Source organism: Streptomyces sp. PsTaAH-137 (genome assembly GCF_003259365.1).
Classification (GTDB): Bacteria; Actinomycetota; Actinomycetes; order Streptomycetales; family Streptomycetaceae; genus Streptomyces.
Map to the genome: position 1 here is coordinate 137866 of NZ_QLLY01000019.1, position 23212 is coordinate 161077.

Sequence of the window (23212 nt, forward strand, 5' to 3'; positions counted from 1 at the left end):
GGGGTGCGCGGCACCGTTACACGTTCGCCGCCGCGACCGCGCGCGGCACCAACGCGCTGCCGGTGCACGTGTGCAGGGCGAATCAGCACCATCATGCTCGACGACGGAACGGCGTACGTAGATGCAAACGGCAGGTCGAAGCTGGCCAAGATTTTCGAGACGTACGTGTACGACCCCCAGAGCCGCCTGAGATCCTTCCGCCGGCGCAGCGGGGAAGAGGCGATCACCGACGGATTCGGCCTGCTCACCGAATCAGATGAGATCAATGCCGCCTCCATCGGCTCCTCTCATGGCATGGCCGACTCGGTGGACCTCGTCAACCCCGACGCGCTCGAAGCCGCGGCCAAGGCATGGCGGAGGATGCACGACGGCGTGCAGAGGATGTTCAGCGGCCTCGATCGGGAGGTTTCCCGCGCCGTCGGTGAGACGTGGCGGGGCGAGGCGGCCGACGCCTTCCACGCCCACTGGAGGGAGCTCCACAAAGTCGTCGAGCACGTTCTCCCCGACTTCGAGAACGCGGCCGAGGGGCTCGACGAAGCCGCTGACAACATCCGCAAGGTCAAGGCGGAGATCCACGAGATCTACCTGGAGATCGGCATCGCGATCGCCGCGGCAAAGAAGCTGGGCGAAAGCCTGAGAGATCAGGTGAAAGAAGGCTGGCTGGCCGGAGTGATCGTTGCCGAGACCGGGAGGGACACCCGGGCCGGCAAGCCGCATGCCGGCAGCCGCGCGGGTAACGACATCAGGAGTGTCCTCGGATGAGTTCAGAGCCTGCCGCTCCACTCGGCAACGTAAATCGCCTTACTGCGGCCTTGAGTTGGATGGCGTCGGCTGCCACTCTGCTCGGCTTTCTCGGCTGGCTCTTCCTCGATGAGACGAGTCATCGACGTACCCTCGTCGCTTCCTGCCTCGGTCTCGTCCTGGTCTGCCTCGGCTGTGTCGTCCTCGTCGGAACCATCGGGCGCGAACGAAGGAGGGGCACCGGGTGTGCCGCCAACTACGACGTCGTACGGCCGCGGTCCGCCGTACCGGTGGCGACGCCGAGTGCCCTGCCCGCCCGACTGCCCGTGGGGCGATCGGTCAGGGTACGAGGACTCGTCGGCGCCGCCGCGTTCCTCGCCGCGCTCACCGGAATCCTCGCGATCTCGGCCGGTGACGACACCGACGCGACCGCGGCTGCCGCGATCAGGGCGGCGGGGGCCGAGCGCGTCGCGGTCCGTGTCGTCGGGGTCACGGACGTGGAGCGGTTCGCGGGACGGGGCGACACCGACTTCGAAGCGCGGGTGACTGTCCAACTGCCCGCACCCGAAGGCGGGTCGCGGCCGGTCAGCCTCGATGCCCGTACGCACGATCTGCCGCGTGAGGGAGGGCGGCTCGCGGTGATCTACGCACCGGGGCATCTCGATCTGGGCGCCGTCCACGGAGACGTCGACACCCTGGACAGGCTGCTGGCGGGAACCGCGCTCACACCGGCGGAGCGCTGGGCCTTCCTGGGAAGCTGGGGCGGCGTTGCCCTGCTCGTCGTAGGAGTCAACGTCGGAGGCGGGGCGCTGGGCGGCGTGTCCCGGCTCGACGGCGGGCACCGGGCGGCTCGTGGCACTGTCAGGGGAATCACGGCAGCAGAGCACGGTGACGGCGGCACCGTGCTCAGGGTGCGTACCGCGCACGCGGACGTGCACTTCTGGGCCGCGCAGGAGATCCCAGCGATCGCCCAGTCCGTGGCCGACCAACAGGTGTGGGTCTGCTGGCGAGCCGAGGAGGGCAGGAAGCGGCTGCCCGCCGTCCTGATCGGGGACGAGGGGTGGTGTCTGCCCGGCGAGGTGTACGGGGCTCAGCTCGGCGGCGCCGAGCGGGACACGTACGTCGTGGGCGAGCCGGGTGCTCCTGTCGAGCCAGAGCGTCGCGTCGGTCTCTGGCTGCCGGTCGTCTCCTGGCCGCTGCGTCTGCCGTGCGGCGGCGTGCTGCTCGTCCTGCCGTCGTTGGCAGCCACGGCCGGGATGCTGACCGACGTCTCCGGGCGCGGGCGTTGGGGGCTGGCGACTGCGGCTGTGGTGGGACTGCTCGGGGCCTGTGTCGCCTATCTGCGGAGTGAGAGCGGTCGAGAAGGGAGGGCGGGCCGGGAGTGGGGCTCGCGCCAGGGACGGGGCTGGAGCTGAGGCCGGAGGGTGCACTGAGATGTAGGACCGCGCATCGTCGGCCACGCCTTCTTCCCTCCATCCCCCCTCCCCATCCATGCCTGCGTAGTCCCGGTCCTCGGGCGGCGCCGGAGGGCCTGCCGTCGCCGCCGTGCGCTGATCTCCTTACATTGCACCGGCGTTGGCGTGACGGACCGACCGGCGGACCAGCGATCAGGTGACGAGTGGACGACGGGGGCACCAGTGCCGAAGGCCGATACCGACTGGATGCGGCGGCGGGCCGATGACATCGACGCGGTGGCGCGGCAGGTGAAGAAGCAGCTCGGTGTCGCGGACGAGGCGGAGACCGCGCTCAGGAGCGGCGCCGCGGGCTGGTCATTCCTGGGCGGTCTCGGGCAGTTGGAGGATCGGTGGGAGGACCTCAACAAGGTGCTGCGCGACGAACTCGAAGAGGCCGCCGAGAACATCCGGTTCAACGCGAGCGAGTACGACGGGAACGAGAACGTGCTCACCGAGCTGTGGCACGACCTGGGAGCACGAGGATGAGGTTCGGCGCGATTCTCGAACTCGAACTGCACACGCTGCAGGCGGCCGCCGACGACTGGGCGGGTGTCGGCCGAGGGCTGGACGCGGCGGCGGGGGACTTCGCCGCCGATGTCGCGGCCCCGGTCGGCGGCAAGGAGCACTGGGCGGGCGAGGACGCCGACCGGGCCGCCGCCACCTGTGACGGCATCCGGTTCGACATCGAGGCGGTCGCGACGGAGGCGAAGGCCCTCGGGCGGTACCTGTCCGACGTGGTCTCCGGTAGCGGCGACGACCTCGGCAACGGCAGCCTCACCGATATCCAGCGCGATGCCCGCGACCTCCTGGCCGAGATCGCCGACGAGGGCATGACTCTCGATGAGGAGAACGGCACCGTGCGCTGGGCCGCGGTCACCGGACCGGCCCCGTCGCCCGAAGTCCGCGGGCGGCTGGAGGAGACAGAGCGGAAGGCGGACGCGTTCGGTAAGCGTGTGCAGGCCCTGTGTGCGAGGGCCGACTCTCTCGACGCGGCGCTGGCCGCGGTACTGCCGGTCATCTTCGGCACCAAGGACACGTTCCGCACCGAGAACCGTCAAGTGACCGACGGGCGGGCCGGGTTGGAGGACCGGTGGACCGAGGCGCAGATGGCCGTGGTGTCGAAGCTGCTGCGCCACAAGTTCGGCTACGACGACGCCGCCGACCTCCTCGACCACTTCCTTGCGGGCGGCGCGGAACCGTACGGCATCGACGCCGACGAGCTGCTCGCCGACTGCCCGCCGTTCCAGAAGGACGTTCAGACGTCGCTCGCGCAGGTCGCGTCCGGCGACCGGCCGGGGAGGGGTCCTTCAGCACCGAGTGGACCGCGAGCGAGTCCGGTTACGAGTCCGAGGCCCAGCGCAACTGGTACTACGGGCTCTACCACTTCCAGTACCGGCTCGTCGGCACGAAGGAGGGCGGCGAGATCTCGTACCACGTGGAAGTCCGCAAGCGCTACGACTGGGGCACTCCGAGCGAGCACCGCGGCGACCTGGAGAAGAGTCTCGCCGGGTACGAGGTGGTGGACATCGAGCAGGCGGACGTGGCGGAGCTCAACCGGGTCGGTCTGGCACGGGACTTCGACGTGCACGGGGCCACGGCGGAGCGGTCCGGTTCCTACTAGAGCCCGAGTTGTGTGGGGTTCCGGGTGATGCGCCTTCGGCGGTTGACCCGTTGTTCGAGTGGCTGGGTAAACTCGTGGCAAATCCGCGTCAGTTGAGTTCTACGAGGTCGTCGCGGGGACACGGGGCTACGGGGATACGGGGGATGCCGTCGTGGCGATGATGCTGCCTGACGAGTTGGCCTGGCTGTTGGAGATGCTGGGTTTCGACTGGCCGACCGCCAATGAGGATCATCTGACGCAGTGTGCTGCGACGTGGCGGGAGTTCGGGGCGCAGGTCGGTGATATTCAGGCGTCGGCGGTGCAGTCGGCGGGGAATGTCACGGCGGACAATTACGGCGATTCGATCGACGCGTTCGTGGAGAAGTGGCAGGACTTCTCGGGTGGTTCGGGGTATCTGGACGATGCCCGGCAGGCCGCGGAGATGATCGCGTTCGTTTTCGACACGGCGGCTGTGCTGGTGATCGCGATGAAGATCGCGGTGATCATTCAGTTGACGGTGCTGGCGATCCAGATCGCGATCGCGGCGGCGACGGCTGTGGTGACGTTCGGGTTGTCGGGGGCGGCGTCGGCGGCGTTGTCGCAGGTGACGCGGGTTGCGGTGCGCAAGATTCTGAAGGAGACGGCGCAGGCGATCCTGGAGGCGGTTCTTGAGGCGGTGAAGGAGCCGTTCATCTCCGCGTTGGAGGAGATGAGCAAGGACCTCATCGCGCAGACGGTGAATCAGAACTTCGGAGCGCAGGACGGCTACAACCTGGGTCGGACCGCTAATGCGGGTGCGACGGCGGTGAAGGACGGGTTCGACAATTTCGGTGCGACGTTGGGGGAGTCGCTGCGGGACGGGGCCGGTGGCCGGGCGGGGCATCACGCGCGGGGCGGGCTGGATCATGCTGCGGGCAATGGTGGGCATGGTGGGTCCGATTCCGGGTCGAGTTCGAGTGGTGACGGCAGCTCGGGGTCCGGGTCCGGATCTGGATCTGGTTCGGATTCGGGGTCGGGTGCGGGCTCTGGGTCTGGATCGGGCGCTGACGGTGGTTCGGGGTCGGGCTCCGGTTCCGGGGCGGGGTCCGGAAGTGGCTCGGGCAGCAGTGGTGGCTCCGGCGGGTCCGGGAGTTCGTCGGCCGGCTCGGGTGCGGGGTCTGGCTCTGGCTCTGGCTCGCACTCCAGTTCCGGTTCGGGCTCCGGGGCCGGTGACGGCGGTGGTGGGTCCGGTCACACCGGTTCCTCGTCCGCGGCGTCGTCCCCGTCCGCAGGGTCCTCCGGTGCCGGGAGCGACGGCGGTCAGGTGCGGACCACTGCGGCTGCCTCCGGCGACACGGGCGGTGCCTCCTCGGGTACGACGTCCGTAGGTGCGAGCGCGAGTGCGGATCCCGGCGGTGGAACCTCGTCGGCGGACAGCAACAGGCCGTTGACGCCGTTCGACGCGGGATATCACGAGCAGCAGCCGGCCGCGCACACCTCCGCGCAGACCGAAACCGGCGGAGCGGACGGGGCATCGGGTGCGCAGCACCATTCCGGGCCAGAGACGCGCGCCGCGGCCGAGACATCGACTGCCTCACCTACCCCGACCCCGACCCCGTCGCCGGCGCCGTCGGGCGAGAGCGCGCAGAGCATCAACACGTCCTCGGAGAGTGCCCCGGCGGCCCAGGACACGAACGGGCCGCAGTCCCCGGGCTCCGCGCACACACCCTCCCAGGGCAGCCCGCACGATCCGTCGGCCGGGCAGGATCCGCGTACACAGGTCCAGCAGCCCGCCGCGGCCCAGGCGGGCACACCCACGTCCACCGACCCGTCGACGTCCCCGTCCAACACGTCCCCGACCAGCACCTCGCCGTCGAACACGACGCCCGGCACCACACCCGGGTCCACACCCGGGTCCACGCCCGGCACCACTCCGAGTTCGACGCCGAGCGGTGGTCCGAGTACGGGTACCACTCCGCATACGGGTACGGGTTCCAGCCCGGGTTCCCCGTCGCGCTCATCGGCACCGACGTTCCAGGCGCAGAGCGTGACGACGACAGAGGCACCGGCGTCCTCGACTTCCTCTCGCCCTGGGCCCACGCTTGCCTCCACCACGACCAGTGACCCCGGCCCGGCGACCAACATCCCCAACCAGGCACCCCAGACGGGCCCGGCTCCGGCCACGAACGCCCAGCCCACCGCCCCCGCCCAGCAACCGGCGCGCCCGGCGACGTCGACGCCCCAGCCCCGTACCGACACCCCTCAACGCGCCAACCCCACCCAGACCCCTGCCCAGCCCACCCGGCAGACGCCGACCCAGACCCCGACGCGCCCGTCCACCCAGACCCCCACGCCCAACAACCCGAACCCGAACCCGAACCCGGCCCCGACGCCCGCGCAGCAGACCCCCGCCGGAGTCCCGAACCGGACCACCCCGGCGAACCCCACCAACACGGTCCCGCCCGGCGTCTACGCCGACCCCACCCCGCACCCCAACGGCAAGCCGAACACTCAGCAGCCCAGTCCCACCCCCGACCACGGGGCACCGGCCACTCCGCCACCGGACTCGGCGCCTCCGACGCCCCCGCCGCTGTCGCAGGGCCAGAGCCTTCAGCAGATTCGCGACAGCCTGAACCACGCCCCGTTCGGCCTGCTGCCCCCCGACCCCGCGCACCAGCAGGCGCTGGCGGACGCGGTCCCGCGCAACCCGGACGGCACGCCGCAGCGTCATCCGGACCCGCACGGGAACTGGGCCCAGCTCCAGAACGACGGTGGTCTGCAACAGCCCGGCCGCTCCAACAACTGCCTGGACAACGCGCGCGCGGGCCTGTCGACGTGGTTCGGTGACCCACAGGTGTCGGCTCCGCGTACTCCGGACACGAACGCGGACGGCACCCTGGACCGGATGTCGCCCGAGCGCGACTCCTACAACAACCTGGACGCCTGGGCGGGCCGCCCGCAGATCTGGGCCGGCGCCGACCACCCCAACCCGTACGCCCGCATAGCCGATCACCTCCAGCAGGCCGGTCCGGGCTCGGCGGCTGTGGTCGGTGTGCAGTGGCCCGGCGGTGGCGGACACGCGTTCAACGTCTACAACCACAACGGCAACATCGTCTGGGTCGATCACCAGACCGGCGAGGTCTCCGACAGCCCCATCCACACCGGCGCGGCCGGAGTCCGTTACGTTCCCTTCGACTCCAACGGCCAGACCATGGACGCCCCATGGGAGAAGAAGGCCGACACGGACAACCAGCAGTCCCAGCAGAATGCGCAGACCGACCAGAACACGCAGGCCGACCAGAACTCGCAGAACTCGCAGGCCGATCAGAACACGCAGTCTGACCAGTCACCGCAGTCGGACGAGTCTGCGCAGAATCCGCAGTCGAACCAGTCGAACCAGTCGAACCAGTCGAACCAGTCGAACCAGTCGAACCAGTCGAACCAGTCGAACCAGCCCACGCAATCGCCGCAGTTGACTCAGCCTGATCAGTCGCCGCAGTCGAACCAGCCGATGCAGGCCGATCCGCCGAACCAGTCACCACAGTCGGACCCGTCGACACAGCCGGGCCAGTCGCATCAGCCCGACCAGTCGACCCAGTCGACCCAGTCGACCCAGCCCGACCCCTCGACACAGCCTGGCCAGCCGACGCAGTCCAACCCGTCACCACAGCCCGACCAGCCGACGCAGCCCACCCCCACAACCCCCGACCCCACCCCCCAAAACACCACCCCCACCACCCCCACCACCCTGGGCTACGGAGCAACCCCCGAGCCGGATGCCGGCAATGGGCCGACGCCGCACCCCGACGACTCGCAGCCCAGGGTCCGCCGGGACCACGCGGGGGACAGGCTGCTCGGGCTCAGCCCCCAGGAGGCGCAGCAGATCAACGATCAGCGGCGCCAGCGGTACGACGCCCAGCGCGCGAAACTCCAAGAGCGCGTCCAGAAGGCGGAACTGACCGAGCAGCGGGCCAAGGAGCGGGCCGAGAAGGCCGAGAAAAAGGGCAACACCGCGCAGGCCACCAAGGCGAGAGCGACGGAGCTGAAGCACCGCAACATCGCGGAGGCGTTGCGCGGCCGCATCCAGGGGCTGGACCCCAACACGTTGCGCAACGACGAGGTCGCCGGTCTGCCGCCGGACGCGGCGCAGGACCGGCTCCGGGACTCGCACGCCGTGTACCAGATCGAACACGGCACGGTGGACCAGCAGTTGCGGGACTGGGCCAACCCCCAGCACCCGGCCGCCCAGCACGGGATCAGCCCCCTCGCTCAGGTCCTGCGCACGGCCACCGGGCAGAACCAGCACGCCGACGCGGCCCCCCACAAGCCGAAGACCTTCACCAAGGCGGGCCTGGAGCGAGCCCTTCCGGGGTTCGCCGACCTCAACCGTGGTGAACAGATGCATGTGATCACCACCCTGGCGAGGCTCAGTCAGGGCGTTCACCACGAGTACGGGGTGCGCAACCAGCCCGGACAGAGCGGAAACACGGCGGTCGGCGGACACAAGGCACGAAACGAGCGCGTGCCGAAGAACGTCACAGACAATGTCGCCGCGCAGGGACTCACGGGAGTGGGCCACACACCCGACTTCGGCGGCGTCAACTACGCGGTCATCGAGGTGGAGCGCAACGGCGTGGTGGAGTACGTCGTCGACTCGTCGGTCCCCAAGGGCCCCGACATCAGCGACAAGCCGAAACACTCCGAGGACCACCTCCTCGACTGGATGGACGAGAAGAACGCGGAACAGACCGCCGCCGGACAACCCGGCTATCGGATCAGCGGCCTCTACACGGAACGCGAGCCCTGTGGCGAGGACCGCGGTGGCCGGTCGAGTTCCAACTGTTCCGACCAGCTGAGCAACCGACTCGACGACGACGTGCCCGTGTACTACAGCACCGCTTATCGCGCTCATCCGGAACGCGCGGCCGCGCGGGAGGCGTACCGGCAGGCCAACCGCGACCAGTACAAGCTGTCGCAGGGCCTCCAGCCGGGCGATGCCATGACAGACGCGCAGCGCCGGGAGTTCGACCGCATGGTGATGGCGGCGGTACCCGACGCACGCCAGGAGACCGAGCTTGAGGCGGACTTCGACCGTCACATCAAGAGCAAGACCTCCCAGCTGTGGAATGACCTCGCCGGTCAGTTGAGGTAGGGGCCCGTTGAGGTGATGAGATGATCCGGTACCGAGCGGACGCAAGGCGGAGGACCCACAGGCATGTACGAGAGTGTCACCGCGGAGACGGCGGCGGAGCGGATCGTCGCATGGCACGGTGAGGGCGAGGCCCACCTGGTCGAGCTGATGGGATCGGCCGGTTCGGGACAGGCCTCGATCCTCGCGCGGGTAAGGGAAGCGGTGCCGGACGCGGTATCGATCGACGCCACCGGCCTCGCCCCGCGCGCACTCGCCGACCGGGTCCGCGACGCCCTGCGGGGCAGGCCGGACACCGGCGCGCCCGGCCTGGTCCTCGTCGCGTCCGGCCAGCGCATCGCCTCCACGGCGCCCCCCGGATCCATCGGACCCATGGGAACCCCCGGATACCCGGACGCCGCGCTGAATCTCCTGAACTGGGAGATCGTCCGGGAACTCGGCGCCCTTGTGGTCGTCGAGGTCGACTGGCACGACACATGGTTCGCCGGCCGGCGGCGTCTGGAGGTCCGGCCGCCCGATCGCAGCCCCTCGTCGCCGGAGGCCTCGCCGGAGTGGGCCCTCCAGGCACTGGCCCTCGCCCCCCGCGGTCTGGTTCCGCTGGCGGTGTGGCGACACCTGTCGCAGTCGCTGAACGGCGGCGACCTGGACCTGCCCCTGGACGCCTCGGACATCTCCGCGGTCGGCGACTCGTACCGCATCGACGACTGGGACCGCGCCCGGGAACTGGCCGTCGCCGTCGACCCGGGCACGGCCCGCCGGGTGCACGACGAGGTGGCGCACTGGCTGCGCGGCCACGCGGGCGAGGCGAGCGATCTCGGCGGCTATGCGGAGCGGGCCCTTGCCGTGCACGCCGCCAAGGGCGGTCGCTACGGCGACTACTTCCAGGAGCTCAAACAGGACCCCGCCCTCCTGTCCCTCCTGTCACCGCACAGCCTGATCGAGTCCGAACGGCTGGTCGCCGCCCACCTGCCCTGCGTACGGCGAGATCCCGCGTACCGGGACCGGTACGCGCGCTGGTCGGCGGCGTCGCTGCCCGCCTGGGCCGAGGCGCTGGAGTGGGCGGGCCTGGAGACGTACGAGCGCGACGAATGGATGTCCTGGCTCGTGCTGGCGGCGCGGGCCCAGGGCGACGAGGAGACGGCGGCCGCGGTGGCCGCGGCCGTGCCGGAGCGGACGTGGACGGTGCGCTGGGCGCGCTGGCGTCCGCCGGGCGTCATCGACCCGAGGAGCGTGTTCCCGGGGCCGGTCACCGGGCTCGACCTCGCCCCCGACGGATGGGACCCGAAGGGCAGGCCGGCGGTCGTCGCCCGCGACGACACTCCCTCCGCGCCGCGATTCTGGGTGTTCGACGCCGCTACGGGCGAGGTGCTCGCCGGACCGTGGACGGACGGCGTCCCCGCGTTCGGCCAGAGCGAGCCGGCATGGCAGAACGGCGGCGGGCGGCTGCGGGCCTGGGCCGCGTTCGACCCGTTCCCGCCGGGGCCGCGGCTGGTGCAGGACCAGTTGCGGGTCGGTGACCTCGTGGTGGTGGCGTCGGCAGGCGGGATCTTCGCCGTCGAGGCCACCGAGCCTGGACGGTTTGCCGACGGATTCCCAGGACCGCGGACGGCCGACGCCGAGGACGACTGGGACGACGACGAAGACGACGATCTCGAAGACCTCGAGGATCTCCACCTCGACGACCTCGACGAGGACGACGACAATTTCCTCGGCCGAGCCATGCCGTCCCCGCGCAAGGCTCAGTCGATGGAGGTCGTGCCCTGCCACGTCGCGCCCGGGCAGGCGGGCTTCGCCGCGTCACCCGAGGCCGTTTTCGGTGCGGCGTCTCTCGTCCGCCTGCCCGCGTCACTGCTGCCGGCGGATCTGAGCGATCCTGCGACCCGCCACACTTTGACCGCGCCCGGGCTGCCGTCCCTGTCGGCGGCCGAAATCACCCTGGCCATCGATCCGGACTCGCCCCTGCCCCGGATCGGGGACCTGCCGCTGTACGGACTCGGCGACTGGAACGGCGGCCCGATCGCCGTGCACGGCTCCACCGGCAGGGTCTACCGGTTGCCCCGGGACGGCGACTGGACCGAGGCCGATCTGCCCGACGCCACGCCGCCCGACCCGGACCGGTACGGCGACTGGACCGCGGGGGAGTGGAACGTCGATCACGACGCCCCCCATCTGATGGCCGAGAGCCTTGACACCTTCGTCCGTCTCGTCACCACCTGGACGGTCCTCAGGGGACATTTCCCGATGGCGTACACACAGAGTGAGCTCCTCGCCCTGCGCGGCGAACTCGAGGACCACCTGAGGGGCGTCAGCCTCCATGCCGCGTACAGCTGGTGGACCGAGGGTCTGCAAGAGGTCCTGTGACGCAAGAAGCCCTGTCCTGACCGGCCGCAACTGCCAAGAACGAGGTTCCCCCGCACGGCTGACCAGATCCCCACCCTCTCCGAGCGGCACGCGCGCCTGCGCGACGATCTGTGCGCCATCGCCTCGGACCACCCGGGGACGAATCCTGTCGACACGCTCGGCGACCCGGCCGGCGACGCGCGGGCGGCACTCGGTCGCCTCGACACCACTGAGGGCCGTCGCGAGAGGACGGGTTTCCCGAGTTGCCCGGCACGGAGGCCGCGGCCGAACTCGGCGTGTATCTGTTGAGCGAGGCGGGCCGGGCCGCGTACGCCGAGGAATACGAGCCGGACGAGGCACCGGCCGTGTACGACTGCGAGATGTTCCTCAGTGACGTGCTCGCCGACGCCTCGTACCAGCTGCCCTGAACGCGACCGCGTTCGGCGCGGGGGCGCGGGTCCGTTAGGGTCGCGGGCATGACACGTGCGGGTGGAGACGGCACCGGCCTCCAGTGGGAGGGCGACTTCTCGCGGCAGTGGGAGGCCGAGCTGCCGCCCGAGGAGCGCGCGCTCGCCGAGGAGCGGGCGCGGGTCGCCGAGGTGCTGCGGCGCGAGCGGCTGCGCGCCGTCGTGTGCGCTGCCGTCTTCCTCGCGGCGGCGCTCGCGGCACTCGTCGGACAGGCCGTCGGGGGCGTCGGCGCGATGGCTCTGACCACCAACGCTCTCGGTGTGCTGGGCGGATGCGGCGCGCTGTGGCTCGCCGTGCGTGGTGGGGCCGGGGCAGGCCGGACCGGGCTGTGGCTGATGGTCGGTTCGGCTCTGGTCGTCGCGGTGGGCCAGGCGGTCTGACCCCCCGACGGATATCCGTGGCTAGGCCATCTTGGTCATGTGGGACACGGTGCCACCGTTGCCCGCGGCGAAGTCGATGTCGTTCCGCTGCTGACGGATGAGTTCCTCGTTGAAGGACTCGTTCTCGTCGTGGTTCTTCGCCATGCCACTGAGCGCGCCGCCGATGTTCGTCAGCTCCTGCGCCAGGTGGTTCATCGACTCGAACATGCCGGTCTGCAGGCCCTCGTAGGCGATGCCGAACTTCTCACCGATCTCGTCGTCGCCCCACGGCGGCATGTCCGCCTTGTCGGCGAAGCTCGTCAGACCCTGCACGAAACCGTCGACCTGGCCCGGCTGCGCGGCGGCCGGGCCGCCGCTGGTGGGCGCGCAGGCGTTGACGGACGCCAGACCGTTCTGCAGCGCCGCGGCCGCGGCGGCGAAACGGCTGCCCAGGTCCTGGAAGTTGGTGCCTTCCCGAGCCAGGGACTGCGTATCGGTACGTATTCCTTCGCGCGGCATGGTGTTCCTCTCGGGTGGGAGGGCTGGTCGGGAGGGGATCAGAACCGGATCAGAACAAGCCGTGCCACAACTGCTCCACGATCACCGACCACCAGTTGACCGGATCGTCGAAGCACGTGGCGTCGAGGGCGAAGAGACGGTCCTGGAGATCGGCGACCGCCGTGCCCGCCTCGTACGGGTCCATACCCGGCATGAGGTCGCGGGTCGTGGAGAGCGCGGCGAGAGAGTGGGCGAAGGCGGCGACCGAGGCGTTCACATAACGGCCGCTTCCCGTGGACGGGTTGGCGGCCCACACGGAGCCCGCCTCCTGCTGCACCGTGATCACGTACCGCCCGTCCGTGCCGATCCGGGTGTGCATGGAGAGGACGTCGATGGCGGCGGGGCTGAGCTCGGCGTCCAGTTCGAGCAGGTGCGTGGCGGCGTCGGTGAACAGCCCGCCGGCCGGCGGGCTGTCCGGCCGGTCGGCGGTGAAGAAGAAACGGATGTCGGCCGGAAGCCCGGTGCCGACGAGCGTGTCGACGGCCGCGTCGGGGAGCAGGGCTGCGGCGACGAGCGCACTGTCGTAGCGCAGGACCGGAAGCCCGTCGGGAAGGCGCTCCGGGAGGGGAGCGGGAGGCGTCGACGCCGCGTCGGGCAGCGGCGGACGGTGCGGGCGCGGCGGCGGCGCCTGGCCTGCGAGCAGCGCCGTCGACTCCACCTGCGCGATGAGCGCCGCGACCCCCGCGGCCCGCTCGGCCGGGTCCGCGCCGTACACGGTGCCGTACGAGAGGGCGGCGGTCGGGAAGCCGGAGGTCAGCGCGTTGAAGGTATAGCCACCGGGGAGGGAGGAGGGGCTGAGGTCCGTGTGGACCGCCAGCACATTCCCCGCGGGGACGCCCAGGCGGTTCAGGTCCGTCCACCCCTGGTACTCGACGTGGGGCAGGCCGGGACCCGAGACCCGGGTCAGATACGTCTCCTCCCCGGTGCGGGGATCGACGTACGTGAACACGGCTGTGTTCCCCGGGCCGGTCGCGGGACGTCCGTCCGCTGCCGTGGCCTGCGTCGGAGCCTGGCCGTCGGGCCGGGTCTCGTCATGGTCGGAGGTGGTCACGCCTGGGTCTCCATCGGCTGAGGGTGCGGCACGGGCGGGGGAGGTGTCGAGGCTAGCCGACCGTCCGGGACGGCGAACTCCGGGCGGCTCCGCAGAGCCTGCGCGTACTCAGGCAGACCGTCCTCGTCGAAGGCGTCCGCGAGAAGAGCCGCGCGCAGCGGGGGGCCGGCCTGCGACCGCGTGAGAAGCGGTGCCGTGCGCAGATACGTGCGGGCCGAAGCCGGCAGCTGCCCTGCCGTCAGCTGGTCCGCGGCGACCTCCTCGACGGCCGCGCGCAGCGCGACCGGGTCGGCGTAGGCCATCAGCGACGGGTCGGTGAGCAGCCGCGGCAATTGGCCCGCCCCCAGGGCATGGCCCACGATGGCGTCCCGCACATAGGGCTCGGCCCGCGACCAGTCCTGGTCGGGCACCCGGCCGAGCAGCTCCGTGGCGAGGCTCAGGTGCGCGGCCGCCGGGTCGGGCAGCTCGGCGCGGATCGCCTCGGCGAGGGCAGGATGGGCCAGAGCGATCAGAGTCCCGGATTCCGCGCTGGTATCGGCCTCCGAGGTGCTCTCTGTCCCGACGGGCCGTATGAAAGGCCCGGCGAGCAGCATCCCGTCGGAGATCTCGACCGTCATGTCGCGTCCGGCGAGCGCGGAAGCGAGCGGGACCCACAGGTGGAGGGGCAGCCCGTCGCCCTCGGCGAGCGCCAGGGGGGCCAGCACCGCCCGGAGCACGGCCGGGTCGACGCCGAGCCGTCGCGCGTGCAGATCGAGGACGCCGATGAGGGTGGAGGGTACGTGGTGCTGCGGAGAAGGTGTCGGCTCGGGCGCCAACAGCCATCCCTGTGCGGCCAGTTGAACGATCAGGCGGCTTCCGCCCGCGCCGCCGGCGGTGGCCCGTGCCGCAAGGGCGCCGGCAAGGGCGTCCCGTACCTCGACATGGGTCGTGAACGGCAGCTCGGGCGCCCCGAACGCCGGGTCGAGAGCCGCCTGGGTCTGGAGCAGGAGTCCGTCCGGATCGGCGTACTCGGGTGTGTCCAGATCGATGACCCGGACCGTTCCGGCCGGTAGCGCCGAGCCGATCAGCGCGGCGGTCTCCCGGGAGACGTCGGCCAGCAGCCGTACGGAACCGAGCGCACCGAGCGGCACCAGGAGCTCCCGCGCCATACGCTGCGGCCCGTGCCCTGCCCGGACCGGACCGGCCTGGTCGACATCGGCGACGACGACGGCGCGCTCGGTGTCGCCCGCGCCCAGCTCCTCGTACACCTGGGTGTCCCGCACCGCGTCGATGTCGTAGTGATCGGCGAGCAGCCACAGCACCTGCGCGGGCGTGCGACCCGCGGCGCTGGGCACGGCGGGCGCGGGAAGCGGGGGAGGGACGGTCGCCGGGTCGAGACGCGTGAGATCGATGCGGTCCCGGTAATCGGGGGCGCAGAGCATCAGGAAGCCGGTCAGCAGCCGCGAACGGCCGGACCCCGGCGAGCCGGTGACCAGCGTCACACGGGGCGCACCCGGAGCGCCGGCCCGCCATGCGGCCAGATCACGCAGCGCGGCGGCGCGGCCACCGATGAACGGATGCGGCTCGACATTCCGCTCGCCACTCGGCCGATCCCCATCGCCCTCGGGACCTCGCCCGCCGCCGGACGGCGGCATCGGGCTGCTTGGCTGACTCATGACGCCTGATCTCCCCCGGTTCATCGCCTGCGTGACCGCACCGCACCTGCGTGCTGACCACTGCCGGTCAAGTCTAGTGCCGACTGCCGGCAGTGGGGTTGGAGCGTTCGATGCTTGAGGCGATGTTCGATTGCTGAGTAAAGCCGGCGCGAACTCACGCCAGTTGACGCGCGCCGGGGACGCTGGGATACGGGGATGCCGTCGTGGCGATGGTGCTGCCTGACGAGTTGGCCTGACTGCTCTGCGAGTTCACCCTGCCGCGCTGGCCACCCGTATCGAGGTCGGACTCGGCAGCACCAACAGCTGTCCGTCAGCTCGCTGTGCACGATGCGTATTATGCGCATCCGTTCGATCAGCGCAGGGAGCCTCGTGCGTATTGACTGTTCAGGCCTCACCGCCGACGAAGTCCTGTCAGCGGTCGCGGAACGAGTGGCTGATACCCCGCAGGCGGTCGAGTTGGTGAACGTCTCGGACGCCGGCCCGCTGATCACCTCGGCCGAGCCCGAACGCATCGCCGCGTCCGTCCCGCACGCGGTGGAGCGGGAGTACGGGCTGCGGGTGAGGCTCGTCGAGGCACCGGAAACGACCGGCGCGCCTGTCCCGGCCCTGCCGGTTGTTCCGGGACTTGCACCCCGCACGGTGGCGCAACTGGCGGCCTGCGCCGGGGCCCTGGAGCTCAACAGCGCCCCCGTCTCCGTCTGGCAGCACGTCGCGCGGGCGGTGCTCAGGAGCGAGGTCTCTGTGGCGACGCTGCGAGCGCTGGGGGAATCCTGGTCGGGCGTCGTGGTGGTCGAGGACAGCGAAGACTCTGCGGAGGAAGCTGTACTGCGCTTCGCGGACAGGGCACTGCACCGCGCGGTGCGCGCCGCCTTCCCGCTGTCCGCGGCGGATCGACAGGCCGTCGCGCACGCCCTGTCGGAATTCCACGTACGCCATGCCGGAACGACGTACACCACCCGTGCACTGCCCACCCACGCCGCTTTGGCCGGGAACCTGGAAGCGGTGCTGAACGCCCCCGCGCTCCTGGCGACCGTCCACTGGTACGGGCTGTGGTCCGCGCTCGCCACCGCGTACCCGCACGGAGTTCCGGCCGGCGGCACAGCGGCCGATGTGCACTACCTGCATGCCCAGGGAGTGCGGCCGGGTTCCCAGGGCGAGTGGGTGGCGTCGCTCCACCACGCGGTCCTGTCGCGCGGCGACACCGAACGTGCCGATGCCTTGGCAGAGGCGGCGGGTTCGCTGCCGTGGCGCACTGTCTGGTCCCATTGGCGGCTGCCCGGCGGAACTCTCGTTCCGTACCCCGCCACGGTGGGAGTGGAGCTGCTCAGGGCCGACGAGGAGGGCGGCCGTCGACTGGCTGCCGAGTGGCGGGAGATCGCCCCCGCGCCGGGCGTCGCCGACGGTACGCACTGCGTCTACGAGCGCCGCCGCTGGGACGCACGGACCGGACTGCCGGTCGACGGTCCCGTACGTGTCACCAGCGACTGGCCGAAGCCGAGCGCGGGCCACCCGTTCCCTGAGGTCACCTACGCCCTGAACCATCGCGGCAGGTGGCGGAAGCCGTCCGGCGGAGCCGCCGCCGATGTCCCCAGGATGCCGGAGGCGGTACGCGAAGCGGTCCGGGTGGGCCGCGACGACACGGGCGCCGACCTCTGGGCCTTCGCCGGGTACGGAGGTCACTTCGGCGTGCTCGTCGACCCGAAGGCCGTGGCGGAACTCCCACGGGAGGCCTGGCGGGATCTGTTCCTGCCCGGGCCGCTGACGACGACCGCCGCCTGGCCGTTCCCCGCGGACATCCCCCGTACGGACGACGAGGTCACCCGGGACCGCCTGGAACGCGCCGACGCCTTCCGTCCCGGAGCCTGCCGCGTGCTGGAACCGGCCGCTCTGCCGGACCGGGTGACGCACGCGCCGGCCCGCCGCTTCCTGAGCGAGACCGGCTGGCCCTGTACGCGCGTCATCGGCGGCCTGTACACCCGAGACCTCAGGCAACACCCCCTGACGTCCGTCCCCGACCGCCCCGGGCTCTTCGAAGGACTCGGACAGCTCGCCTCCTGGACGCTCTACCTGAACGGTGAGAGCGGCGCGGTCCACATCGACGAGGAGGGCGAGGACGGCGCATTCCTCCCCATAGCGTCGAGCATGCCCCGGCTCCTCGCGCTGGCCCTCCTCGGCCACCTCGTCCTCAGCACACCGCTGACCAGCACGGAAGCGGAGATGGAGGCCCTGTCCGAGGCCGTACCCTCCTGGTTCGCGGCCGCCGACCCCGACGGGCCGCGGTCGCCCGTGTGGGAGGGCGTGTTCGACGATCTCGGGTACGCGGCCGAGGACTACGCGACGCTCCTCGACGAACTCGACGCTTCTTGACCGGTGAGTGCTTCGTCCGGCCGCCTGGAGCAAGCGTGCGACGAGGTGCTCAGTGCCGTCGAGAACGCAATGTGACGATGCTCTGGTGCAGGCGTAGAGGCAGGCATGGAGATGGGGGGCGTCGTGTACGAGGCAGTCACGGAGGACGCGGCAGTCGACCGCATCGTTGGCCGGCATCGCGAAGGGGCGTGGCACGTCGTCGAGTTGATGGGATCGGTCGCGTCCGCGCGTACGGAGGTCCTGCGCAGAGTGCGCGACCGGCTGCCCGGGGCGGTGTGGGTGGACGCCGCGGGACTGGACGGCGACGCGCTGGTCGGTCGCATCCGTGAGGAGCTGGGCAGGGCGGGGGCCGGGGAACACTCCCGGCCGGTCATCGTCGCTCAGGGGCAGCGCATCGTCGGCGAGCGGGTCCGGGGGTATCCGCAGGAGGTCATCGACCGGCTGGAGCGGGAGATCGCCGAGGGGCTCGGTGTGCTGGTCGTCGTCGAGGTGGACTGGCACGAGGAGCGAATCGCTTCCCGGTCCCGGCTGGAGCTGGAAGTCGCCGCGCGTGGTCCGGATCCTGCCCGCTCCGCCGCTCGGTCGCGGGAGTGGGCGTTGCAGGCGCTTGCTCTTGAGGAGGGGGGCGGGGCGCCACTGGAGGTATGGCGGCAGTTGTCCCGGGCCCTCAACCACGACGAACTCGAACTGCCGGTGGAGGACGAGGAGATCGAGGCCGACCGCCGGGCGAGTGGAACGTCGACCACGAGCACCCGCACCTCATGGCGGAGAACCTGACGACGTTCATCCGCCTGGTCACCGCGTGGGCGGCGGTCCGCCTGCATCTGCCGATGGCGTACACGCGGACCGAACTGATCGCTCTGCGGGACGAGATCGACAACGTCGTCGGAGGCATCAGCCCCCACGCCGGATCCAGTTGGTGGACCGAGAACCTTCAGGAGGTCATCTGAGCGACCGCGTCCCTCGGCGACTCCGTATGCACCCTCAGGGAGATGTTGTCGAGCGGCCGCGGTGGCCGACCGGCGCCCAGGACGTGTCCGACGACGCCGTCACGCGCGTACAGGGCAGCCGGGGGCGGATCGCCCCGGCTTTCGCGTGCGCGTCGATCTCGACGGACGCGGCACGCGGCGGCTCACGCGCGCAGCGCGCTACGCCTGCCCGACCTGCCGCCGATAAAGAGAGATCGCCGAGTCCGGCGGAAAGTTCGGCACATACATCGTCGACCCGTCCGCCTTGGAGATGACCAGGTGGCTGCCGCCGTAGGAGGGCGGCTCGGTCGGCGGGAACGTCGCGTAGATCAGGAAGCCCAGGTCGAACTCCTGGACGTTGAGCGTGGCCGGGGTGCCGTCCGCGCACAGGGGCTGGAACGTCGTCCGCGCGATCGCCAGCGCTTCGTCGGTGGTGCGGGGTGCGGTGGTCAACTTCCTTCTCCTTCAGGCTGGTTGTGCGTACGGCGCCGGAGGCGAGAGCCTACGGCGCCGTACGGGGAGACGAACTGGACGGGCGTCAGTTGTGCATCGGCAGCCAGGCCGTCTGCACCAGCTGCGCGCCGCCCTTGCGGGTGATGAACATGCCACGGCCCTGCGGCAGCCGCTGCGGCTTGAGCGGGCCGAAGATCTGGCCCTCCGCCGGGTCGCCGGACAGCACGAGACCGGTCGCGCCGAGCTCCTTCATGCGCTGCATGACCGGCTCGAAGGACTGCCGCGCCGCACCCGACGACGACCGCGCCACGATGATGCGCAGGCCGAGGTCCCGGGCGAACGGCAGGTACTCCAGGAGCGACTGGAGCGGGTTGCCCGAGCTGGTGGCCACCAGGTCGTAGTCGTCGACGATGATGAACGCGTCGGGCAGGTCGTACCAGGAGCGGTTGCGCAGCTGCTCCGGCGTGACGTCCGGACCCGGCATACGACGGCCCATGGAGCCCGCCAGGCTGGTGACGACCTCCTGGAGCTGCGGGCCCGAGGCGCAGTACTTGTACAGGTGCGAGTCGGGCATCTCGCCCAGGTGCGCGCGCCGGTAGTCACCGACGACGAGCAGCGCCTTGTCGGTCGCGTACCGCTCCGAGATCTGCTTGGCGATCATGCGCAGGAACGCCGACTTGCCGGACTCGGACTCGCCGTAGACCACCATCAGCGGGTCGTTCTCGAAGTCGATGAACGCCGGCGACAGCGTCGTCTCGTCGACACCGATCGCGACACCCCGCTCGGGGAAGTCGCTGCCCTTCGGGATCTCGCTGATGTGCAGCTTCGTCGGCAGCATCCGCACCGGCGGAGCCGCCGGCCCCTGCCAGTGCTCGGCGATCGCCGTCACCATGTGCTCGATGCCCTGGCCGAGCGTCGTCGCGTCGGACGAGGCGTCGATACGGGGGAGACCGGCGAGCGAGCTGAGCTTGTCCGGGGTCAGACCGCGGCCGGGCATGCCCAGCGGCACGGCCTCCATCTTCTTGCGGTCGAACTCCGACTCCATCGGGTCACCGAGCTTCAGCTCCACCCGGTTCAGGAGCTGGTCGCGCAGCGCGGGCCGGACCTCGCTGTACCGGGCGGCGCCGATGAACAGGTGGATGCCGAAGCCGAGACCGCGGGCGGCCAGGTCCAGGATGACCGGGTCCAGCTGCTCGTAGTCGGTCTTGAAGGCGGCCCAGCCGTCGATGATCAGGAAGACGTCGCCCCACCGCTGGTCCGGGTACTGCCCCGCGGCGCGCCGCGCCCGGTACGTGCCGATGGAGTCGATGTTGTTCGCGCGGAAGAACTCCTCGCGCTCGTTGAGGATTCCGCGGACCTCGGCGACCGTACGGCGGATCTTCTCCGCGTCGAGCCGGGAGGCGGCGCCGCCGACGTGGGGCAGGCCCTCCATCGAGAGCATGCCGCCACCGCCGAAGTCCAGGCAGTAGAACTGCACTTCGGCCGCGGTGTGGGTGAGCGCGAACGCCGTCATGACGGTACGGATCAGCGTCGACTTGCCGGACTGCGGACCACCGACCACGAGGGCGTGACCGGCCGAGCCGGAGAAGTCCAGGTACTGGATGTCGCGCCGCTGCTCGAACGGCTTGTCCACCAGCGCCATCGGCACGATCAGCTTGCTCTGCGCCGAGTACTCGGCGGCGTGCAGACCGCGCTCCGCCGTCGTCGACAGCGGCGGCAACAGGGCGTCCACCGAGGGCGACTCCTCCAGCGGCGGCAGCCACACCTGGTGCGGCGGCGGCCCCTGTCCGACGAGCCGGGCCACGATGACGTCGAGGACGGTGTCCGCGAGCGCGTCGTCCACCTGGTCCGGCACCTCTTCGGGCTCCGGCTCGTGGATGATCTGCTGCGCGACCGGAGCCGCGGTGAAGAGCACCGGCTGCCGGTGGGTGCGCGACCCGCCGGGCCCCGAGCCGCCGGCCCGGTAGACGCCACCGACGTACGCGGCCTTGAACTGGATCATCGTCTCGGTGTCGTACTTGAGGATGCCCGAGCCCGGAACGTTCGGCAGGTGGTACGCGTCCGGGACGCCGATCGCCGTACGGGACTCGGCGGCGGAGAAGGTGCGCAGACCGATGCGGTACGACAGGAAGGTGTCCAGGCCGCGCAGCTTGCCCTCTTCGAGGCGCTGCGACGCGAGCAGCATGTGCACACCCATGGACCGGCCGATGCGGCCGATCTGGATGAACATCTCGATGAAGTCGGGCCGCGCGGTGAGGAGTTCCGAGAACTCGTCGAGCACCATGACGAGCGAGGGCAGCGGGTCGAGCGGGGCGCCGGCCGCGCGTGCCTTCTCGTAGTCGGTGATGTTGGCGTAGTTGCCCGCCGAGCGGAGCAGTTCCTGGCGGCGCTGGAGCTCACCGGTGATCGAGTCGCGCATGCGGTCGATGAGGGTGAGGTCGTCGGCCAGGTTGGTGATCACGGCGGCGACGTGCGGCAGTTCGGACATGCCGGCGAAGGTCGCGCCGCCCTTGAAGTCGGCGAGGATGAAGTTCAGCGTCTCCGAGGAGTGCGTCACCGTCAGCGCGAGCACCAGGGTGCGCAGCACCTCGGACTTGCCGGAACCGGTCGCGCCGACACACAGGCCGTGCGGGCCCATGCCCTCCTGCGAGGCCTCCTTGATGTCGAGCATCACCGGCTGGCCGTCGCGGTCCACGCCCAGCGGAACGCGCAGCCGCTCGTGCAGGGTGCGCGGGCGCCAGGTGCGCGAGACGTCGACCGAACCGGCGTCGCCGATGCCCATGAGCTCGGTGAAGTCCAGGTTGGCGAGGAGCGGTTCGTCGCCGTCCGCCGAACCGGCGCGCAGCGGCGCGAGCTGCCGCGCGAGCGCCTCGGCCTCGGTGGCCGACAGGGTGTCGCAGACACCGGAGTACTGGGTGCCGCCCTGCGACTCCAGCAGCAGACTGCCCGGGTGGACCTGCACGGACAGCGAGCCGCGCAGCTCGTCCACGTCGCCCGGGACGACCTCGATGATGGTCACGCCCTGAAGGCCCTCGGCGCCCGCGATCAGCGACTCGTCGGGGATGTCGCCGCCGTCCATGACGACGACGAGGTGCGGGGCGTCGGCGACCGGCGGCCCGTTCGGGTTGAAGCGGCCGCGGCCTTCGAGGTCGTCGGCGAGCATGTCCTCGACCTCGCCGAGGTCGTCCACGATCATGCGGCGCGAGCCCGCGCCGTCCACGGTGGAGTCCTGGACGTGCGGCAGCCACTTCGCCCACTCCCACTCGGCCATGGCGCCCGGCGAGGCCACCACCGCGAGCCGCAGGTCCTCGGGGGAGTGCAGGGTGCACAGCTGGGCGATCAGGGCCCGGGCCGCACCGTAGGTGGTGTCCGGATCACCGGAGATGCTGACGTGGTAGAAGGACCGCAGCGACACGGCCAGCGGCAGCGCGTCCAGGGTGCCGTGCGTGTCGAGGAACGACTTCATCGCGTGCGCGGTGAGCGGCTCCAGCTCGTCGAGCGGCGCGGTCTCCGGCGCCATCAGCGGCGTGGACAGCTGCTGCGGGCCGAGCCCGAGCCGTACCTGCGTGAAGTCCCCGTCGCTCGCCCGCCGTTCCCACACCCGCCGCCCCTCGGCGACCAGGGCCCACAGCTGCTCCGGGTTCGGGTGCAGGAAGAACTGTCCGTCGCGCTGCTTGCGCGCCGTGGTCCGCACCTCGCGCCGGACCTGCGCCAGGTACTTCAGGTAGTCCTGCCGCTCCTGGGCCATCTCGGCGCCGCCGCCCTGACGCGCCTTGATCAGCTGGGCCAGCGCCATGGCGAGGGTGGAGACGATCATGACGCCACCCATGATCTTCATGATCGACTGCCCCGACGTGAAGAAGAACGCCGAGGACGTGCCCATGCCCAGCATGGGCAACAGGCTCATCATCAGGTTCTGGTCTTCGGGCCGGGCCAGCTCGGGCGGCGGTTCGAGCTGCACCTCGTTCGTCGGTACGTCGGGTGGCAATACCCGAGGCGGGCGCTTGACGATGACCACGCTCACCGAGGCACCAGTCCTTATTCATCGGCATTCGTCGGCAATTTCGGTT

At 70.8% G+C, this 23212-nt stretch carries 19 protein-coding genes; 11 read left to right on the plus strand and 8 right to left on the minus strand.

Annotated elements, in window-relative coordinates; translation table 11 throughout:
• The first annotated feature begins 93 nt into the window (after positions 1–93).
• From K377_RS33480 to K377_RS33495, 4 genes are all read left to right on the plus strand, one after another.
• A complete protein-coding gene (locus K377_RS33480) occupies positions 94–762 on the plus strand; it encodes a WXG100 family type VII secretion target (protein ID WP_111667368.1) in 669 nt (222 codons plus the stop codon).
• 59 nt (positions 763–821) lie between these two features.
• Positions 822–2156 (plus strand): hypothetical protein, encoded by a 1335-nt coding sequence (locus K377_RS33485; RefSeq protein ID WP_111667369.1) that lies wholly within the window; start codon positions 822–824, stop codon positions 2154–2156.
• A gap of 222 nt (positions 2157–2378) precedes the next feature.
• The gene (locus K377_RS33490; protein ID WP_111667370.1) at positions 2379–2681 is read left to right on the plus strand and encodes a hypothetical protein; all 303 of its coding nucleotides are present in this window, start codon (positions 2379–2381) and stop codon (positions 2679–2681) included.
• A complete protein-coding gene (locus tag K377_RS33495; RefSeq protein ID WP_111667371.1) occupies positions 2678–3844 on the plus strand; it encodes a hypothetical protein in 1167 nt (388 codons plus the stop codon). The genes K377_RS33490 and K377_RS33495 overlap by 4 nt, the downstream gene beginning before the upstream one ends.
• A 302-nt stretch (positions 3845–4146) precedes the next feature.
• Here K377_RS33495 and K377_RS41860 read toward each other — a convergent pair whose 3' ends face one another.
• The 3 genes from K377_RS41860 to K377_RS33505 all read right to left on the minus strand — a co-directional run bounded on the left by K377_RS41860 (position 4147) and on the right by K377_RS33505 (position 5748).
• A complete protein-coding gene (locus K377_RS41860) occupies positions 4147–4302 on the minus strand; it encodes a hypothetical protein (protein ID WP_161195119.1) in 156 nt (51 codons plus the stop codon).
• A complete protein-coding gene (locus K377_RS33500; RefSeq protein WP_146614806.1) occupies positions 4303–4521 on the minus strand; it encodes a hypothetical protein in 219 nt (72 codons plus the stop codon).
• Between the two features lie 723 nt (positions 4522–5244).
• Positions 5245–5748 (minus strand): hypothetical protein, encoded by a 504-nt coding sequence (locus K377_RS33505; protein ID WP_111667373.1) that lies wholly within the window; start codon positions 5746–5748, stop codon positions 5245–5247.
• Between the two features lie 73 nt (positions 5749–5821).
• Here K377_RS33505 and K377_RS42760 point away from each other — a divergent pair, with 73 nt between their 5' ends.
• The 4 genes from K377_RS42760 (at position 5822) to K377_RS33520 (ending at position 12111) form a co-directional block, all read left to right on the plus strand.
• Positions 5822–8926: a toxin glutamine deamidase domain-containing protein gene (locus tag K377_RS42760; protein ID WP_111667374.1), complete on the plus strand. Its 3105-nt coding sequence runs from the start codon at positions 5822–5824 to the stop codon at positions 8924–8926.
• A gap of 63 nt (positions 8927–8989) precedes the next feature.
• Positions 8990–11284, plus strand: coding sequence for an SUKH-4 family immunity protein (locus K377_RS33515; RefSeq protein WP_111667375.1), 2295 nt, complete (start codon positions 8990–8992; stop codon positions 11282–11284).
• 242 nt (positions 11285–11526) lie between these two features.
• Positions 11527–11691 (plus strand): hypothetical protein, encoded by a 165-nt coding sequence (locus tag K377_RS41865; RefSeq protein WP_161195120.1) that lies wholly within the window; start codon positions 11527–11529, stop codon positions 11689–11691.
• Positions 11692–11739: 48 nt separating this feature from the next.
• On the plus strand, positions 11740–12111 hold the full coding sequence (locus K377_RS33520; RefSeq protein WP_111667376.1) for a hypothetical protein: 372 nt from the start codon (positions 11740–11742) through the stop codon (positions 12109–12111).
• Between the two features lie 21 nt (positions 12112–12132).
• On the opposite strand, the gene K377_RS33525 is transcribed toward K377_RS33520, so the two are convergent.
• Genes K377_RS33525 through K377_RS33535 form a run of 3 tightly spaced genes read right to left on the minus strand, consistent with a single transcriptional unit; the run spans position 12133 to position 15180 of the window.
• Positions 12133–12609, minus strand: coding sequence for a hypothetical protein (locus K377_RS33525; protein WP_111667377.1), 477 nt, complete (start codon positions 12607–12609; stop codon positions 12133–12135).
• A gap of 49 nt (positions 12610–12658) precedes the next feature.
• Positions 12659–13699 carry an SUKH-4 family immunity protein gene (locus K377_RS33530; protein WP_111667378.1) on the minus strand — a complete coding sequence of 347 codons (1041 nt, stop codon included), beginning with the start codon at positions 13697–13699 and terminating at the stop codon, positions 12659–12661.
• Positions 13696–15180 carry an ATP-binding protein gene (locus K377_RS33535; protein WP_111667379.1) on the minus strand — a complete coding sequence of 495 codons (1485 nt, stop codon included), beginning with the start codon at positions 15178–15180 and terminating at the stop codon, positions 13696–13698. The genes K377_RS33530 and K377_RS33535 overlap by 4 nt, the downstream gene beginning before the upstream one ends.
• A gap of 603 nt (positions 15181–15783) precedes the next feature.
• Here K377_RS33535 and K377_RS33540 point away from each other — a divergent pair.
• From K377_RS33540 to K377_RS33550, 3 genes are all read left to right on the plus strand, one after another.
• On the plus strand, positions 15784–17721 hold the full coding sequence (locus tag K377_RS33540; RefSeq protein WP_161195121.1) for an SUKH-4 family immunity protein: 1938 nt from the start codon (positions 15784–15786) through the stop codon (positions 17719–17721).
• Between the two features lie 123 nt (positions 17722–17844).
• Positions 17845–18498, plus strand: coding sequence for a hypothetical protein (locus tag K377_RS33545; RefSeq protein ID WP_146614807.1), 654 nt, complete (start codon positions 17845–17847; stop codon positions 18496–18498).
• Positions 18483–18671, plus strand: a complete 189-nt coding sequence (locus K377_RS33550) for a hypothetical protein (RefSeq protein WP_111667382.1) — start codon at positions 18483–18485, stop codon at positions 18669–18671. Before K377_RS33545 ends, K377_RS33550 begins: the two co-directional genes overlap by 16 nt.
• Before the next feature lie 198 nt (positions 18672–18869).
• Here K377_RS33550 and K377_RS33555 read toward each other — a convergent pair whose 3' ends face one another.
• Together K377_RS33555 and eccCa are read right to left on the minus strand one after the other, a co-directional pair.
• A complete protein-coding gene (locus K377_RS33555) occupies positions 18870–19142 on the minus strand; it encodes a hypothetical protein (protein WP_111667383.1) in 273 nt (90 codons plus the stop codon).
• 85 nt (positions 19143–19227) lie between these two features.
• Positions 19228–23166: a type VII secretion protein EccCa gene (gene eccCa / locus K377_RS33560; protein WP_111667384.1), complete on the minus strand. Its 3939-nt coding sequence runs from the start codon at positions 23164–23166 to the stop codon at positions 19228–19230.
• Between the last annotated feature and the right edge of the window lie 46 nt (positions 23167–23212).

What these genes read in the sequence shown, in the direction of transcription:
- K377_RS33485 (WP_111667369.1), top strand. Translation starts at nt 822, where the DNA reads ATGGCGTCGGCTGCCACTCTGCTCGGCTTTCTCGGCTGGCTCTTCCTC.
- K377_RS33500 (WP_146614806.1), bottom strand. Translation starts at nt 4,521, where the DNA reads ATGAGGTCCTTGCTCATCTCCTCCAACGCGGAGATGAACGGCTCCTTC.
- K377_RS33515 (WP_111667375.1), top strand. Translation starts at nt 8,990, where the DNA reads ATGTACGAGAGTGTCACCGCGGAGACGGCGGCGGAGCGGATCGTCGCA.
- K377_RS41860 (WP_161195119.1), bottom strand. Translation starts at nt 4,302, where the DNA reads ATGATCACCGCGATCTTCATCGCGATCACCAGCACAGCCGCCGTGTCG.
- K377_RS33495 (WP_111667371.1), top strand. Translation starts at nt 2,678, where the DNA reads ATGAGGTTCGGCGCGATTCTCGAACTCGAACTGCACACGCTGCAGGCG.
- K377_RS33480 (WP_111667368.1), top strand. Translation starts at nt 94, where the DNA reads ATGCTCGACGACGGAACGGCGTACGTAGATGCAAACGGCAGGTCGAAG.
- K377_RS33525 (WP_111667377.1), bottom strand. Translation starts at nt 12,609, where the DNA reads ATGCCGCGCGAAGGAATACGTACCGATACGCAGTCCCTGGCTCGGGAA.
- K377_RS33520 (WP_111667376.1), top strand. Translation starts at nt 11,740, where the DNA reads ATGACACGTGCGGGTGGAGACGGCACCGGCCTCCAGTGGGAGGGCGAC.
- K377_RS33550 (WP_111667382.1), top strand. Translation starts at nt 18,483, where the DNA reads ATGGCGGAGAACCTGACGACGTTCATCCGCCTGGTCACCGCGTGGGCG.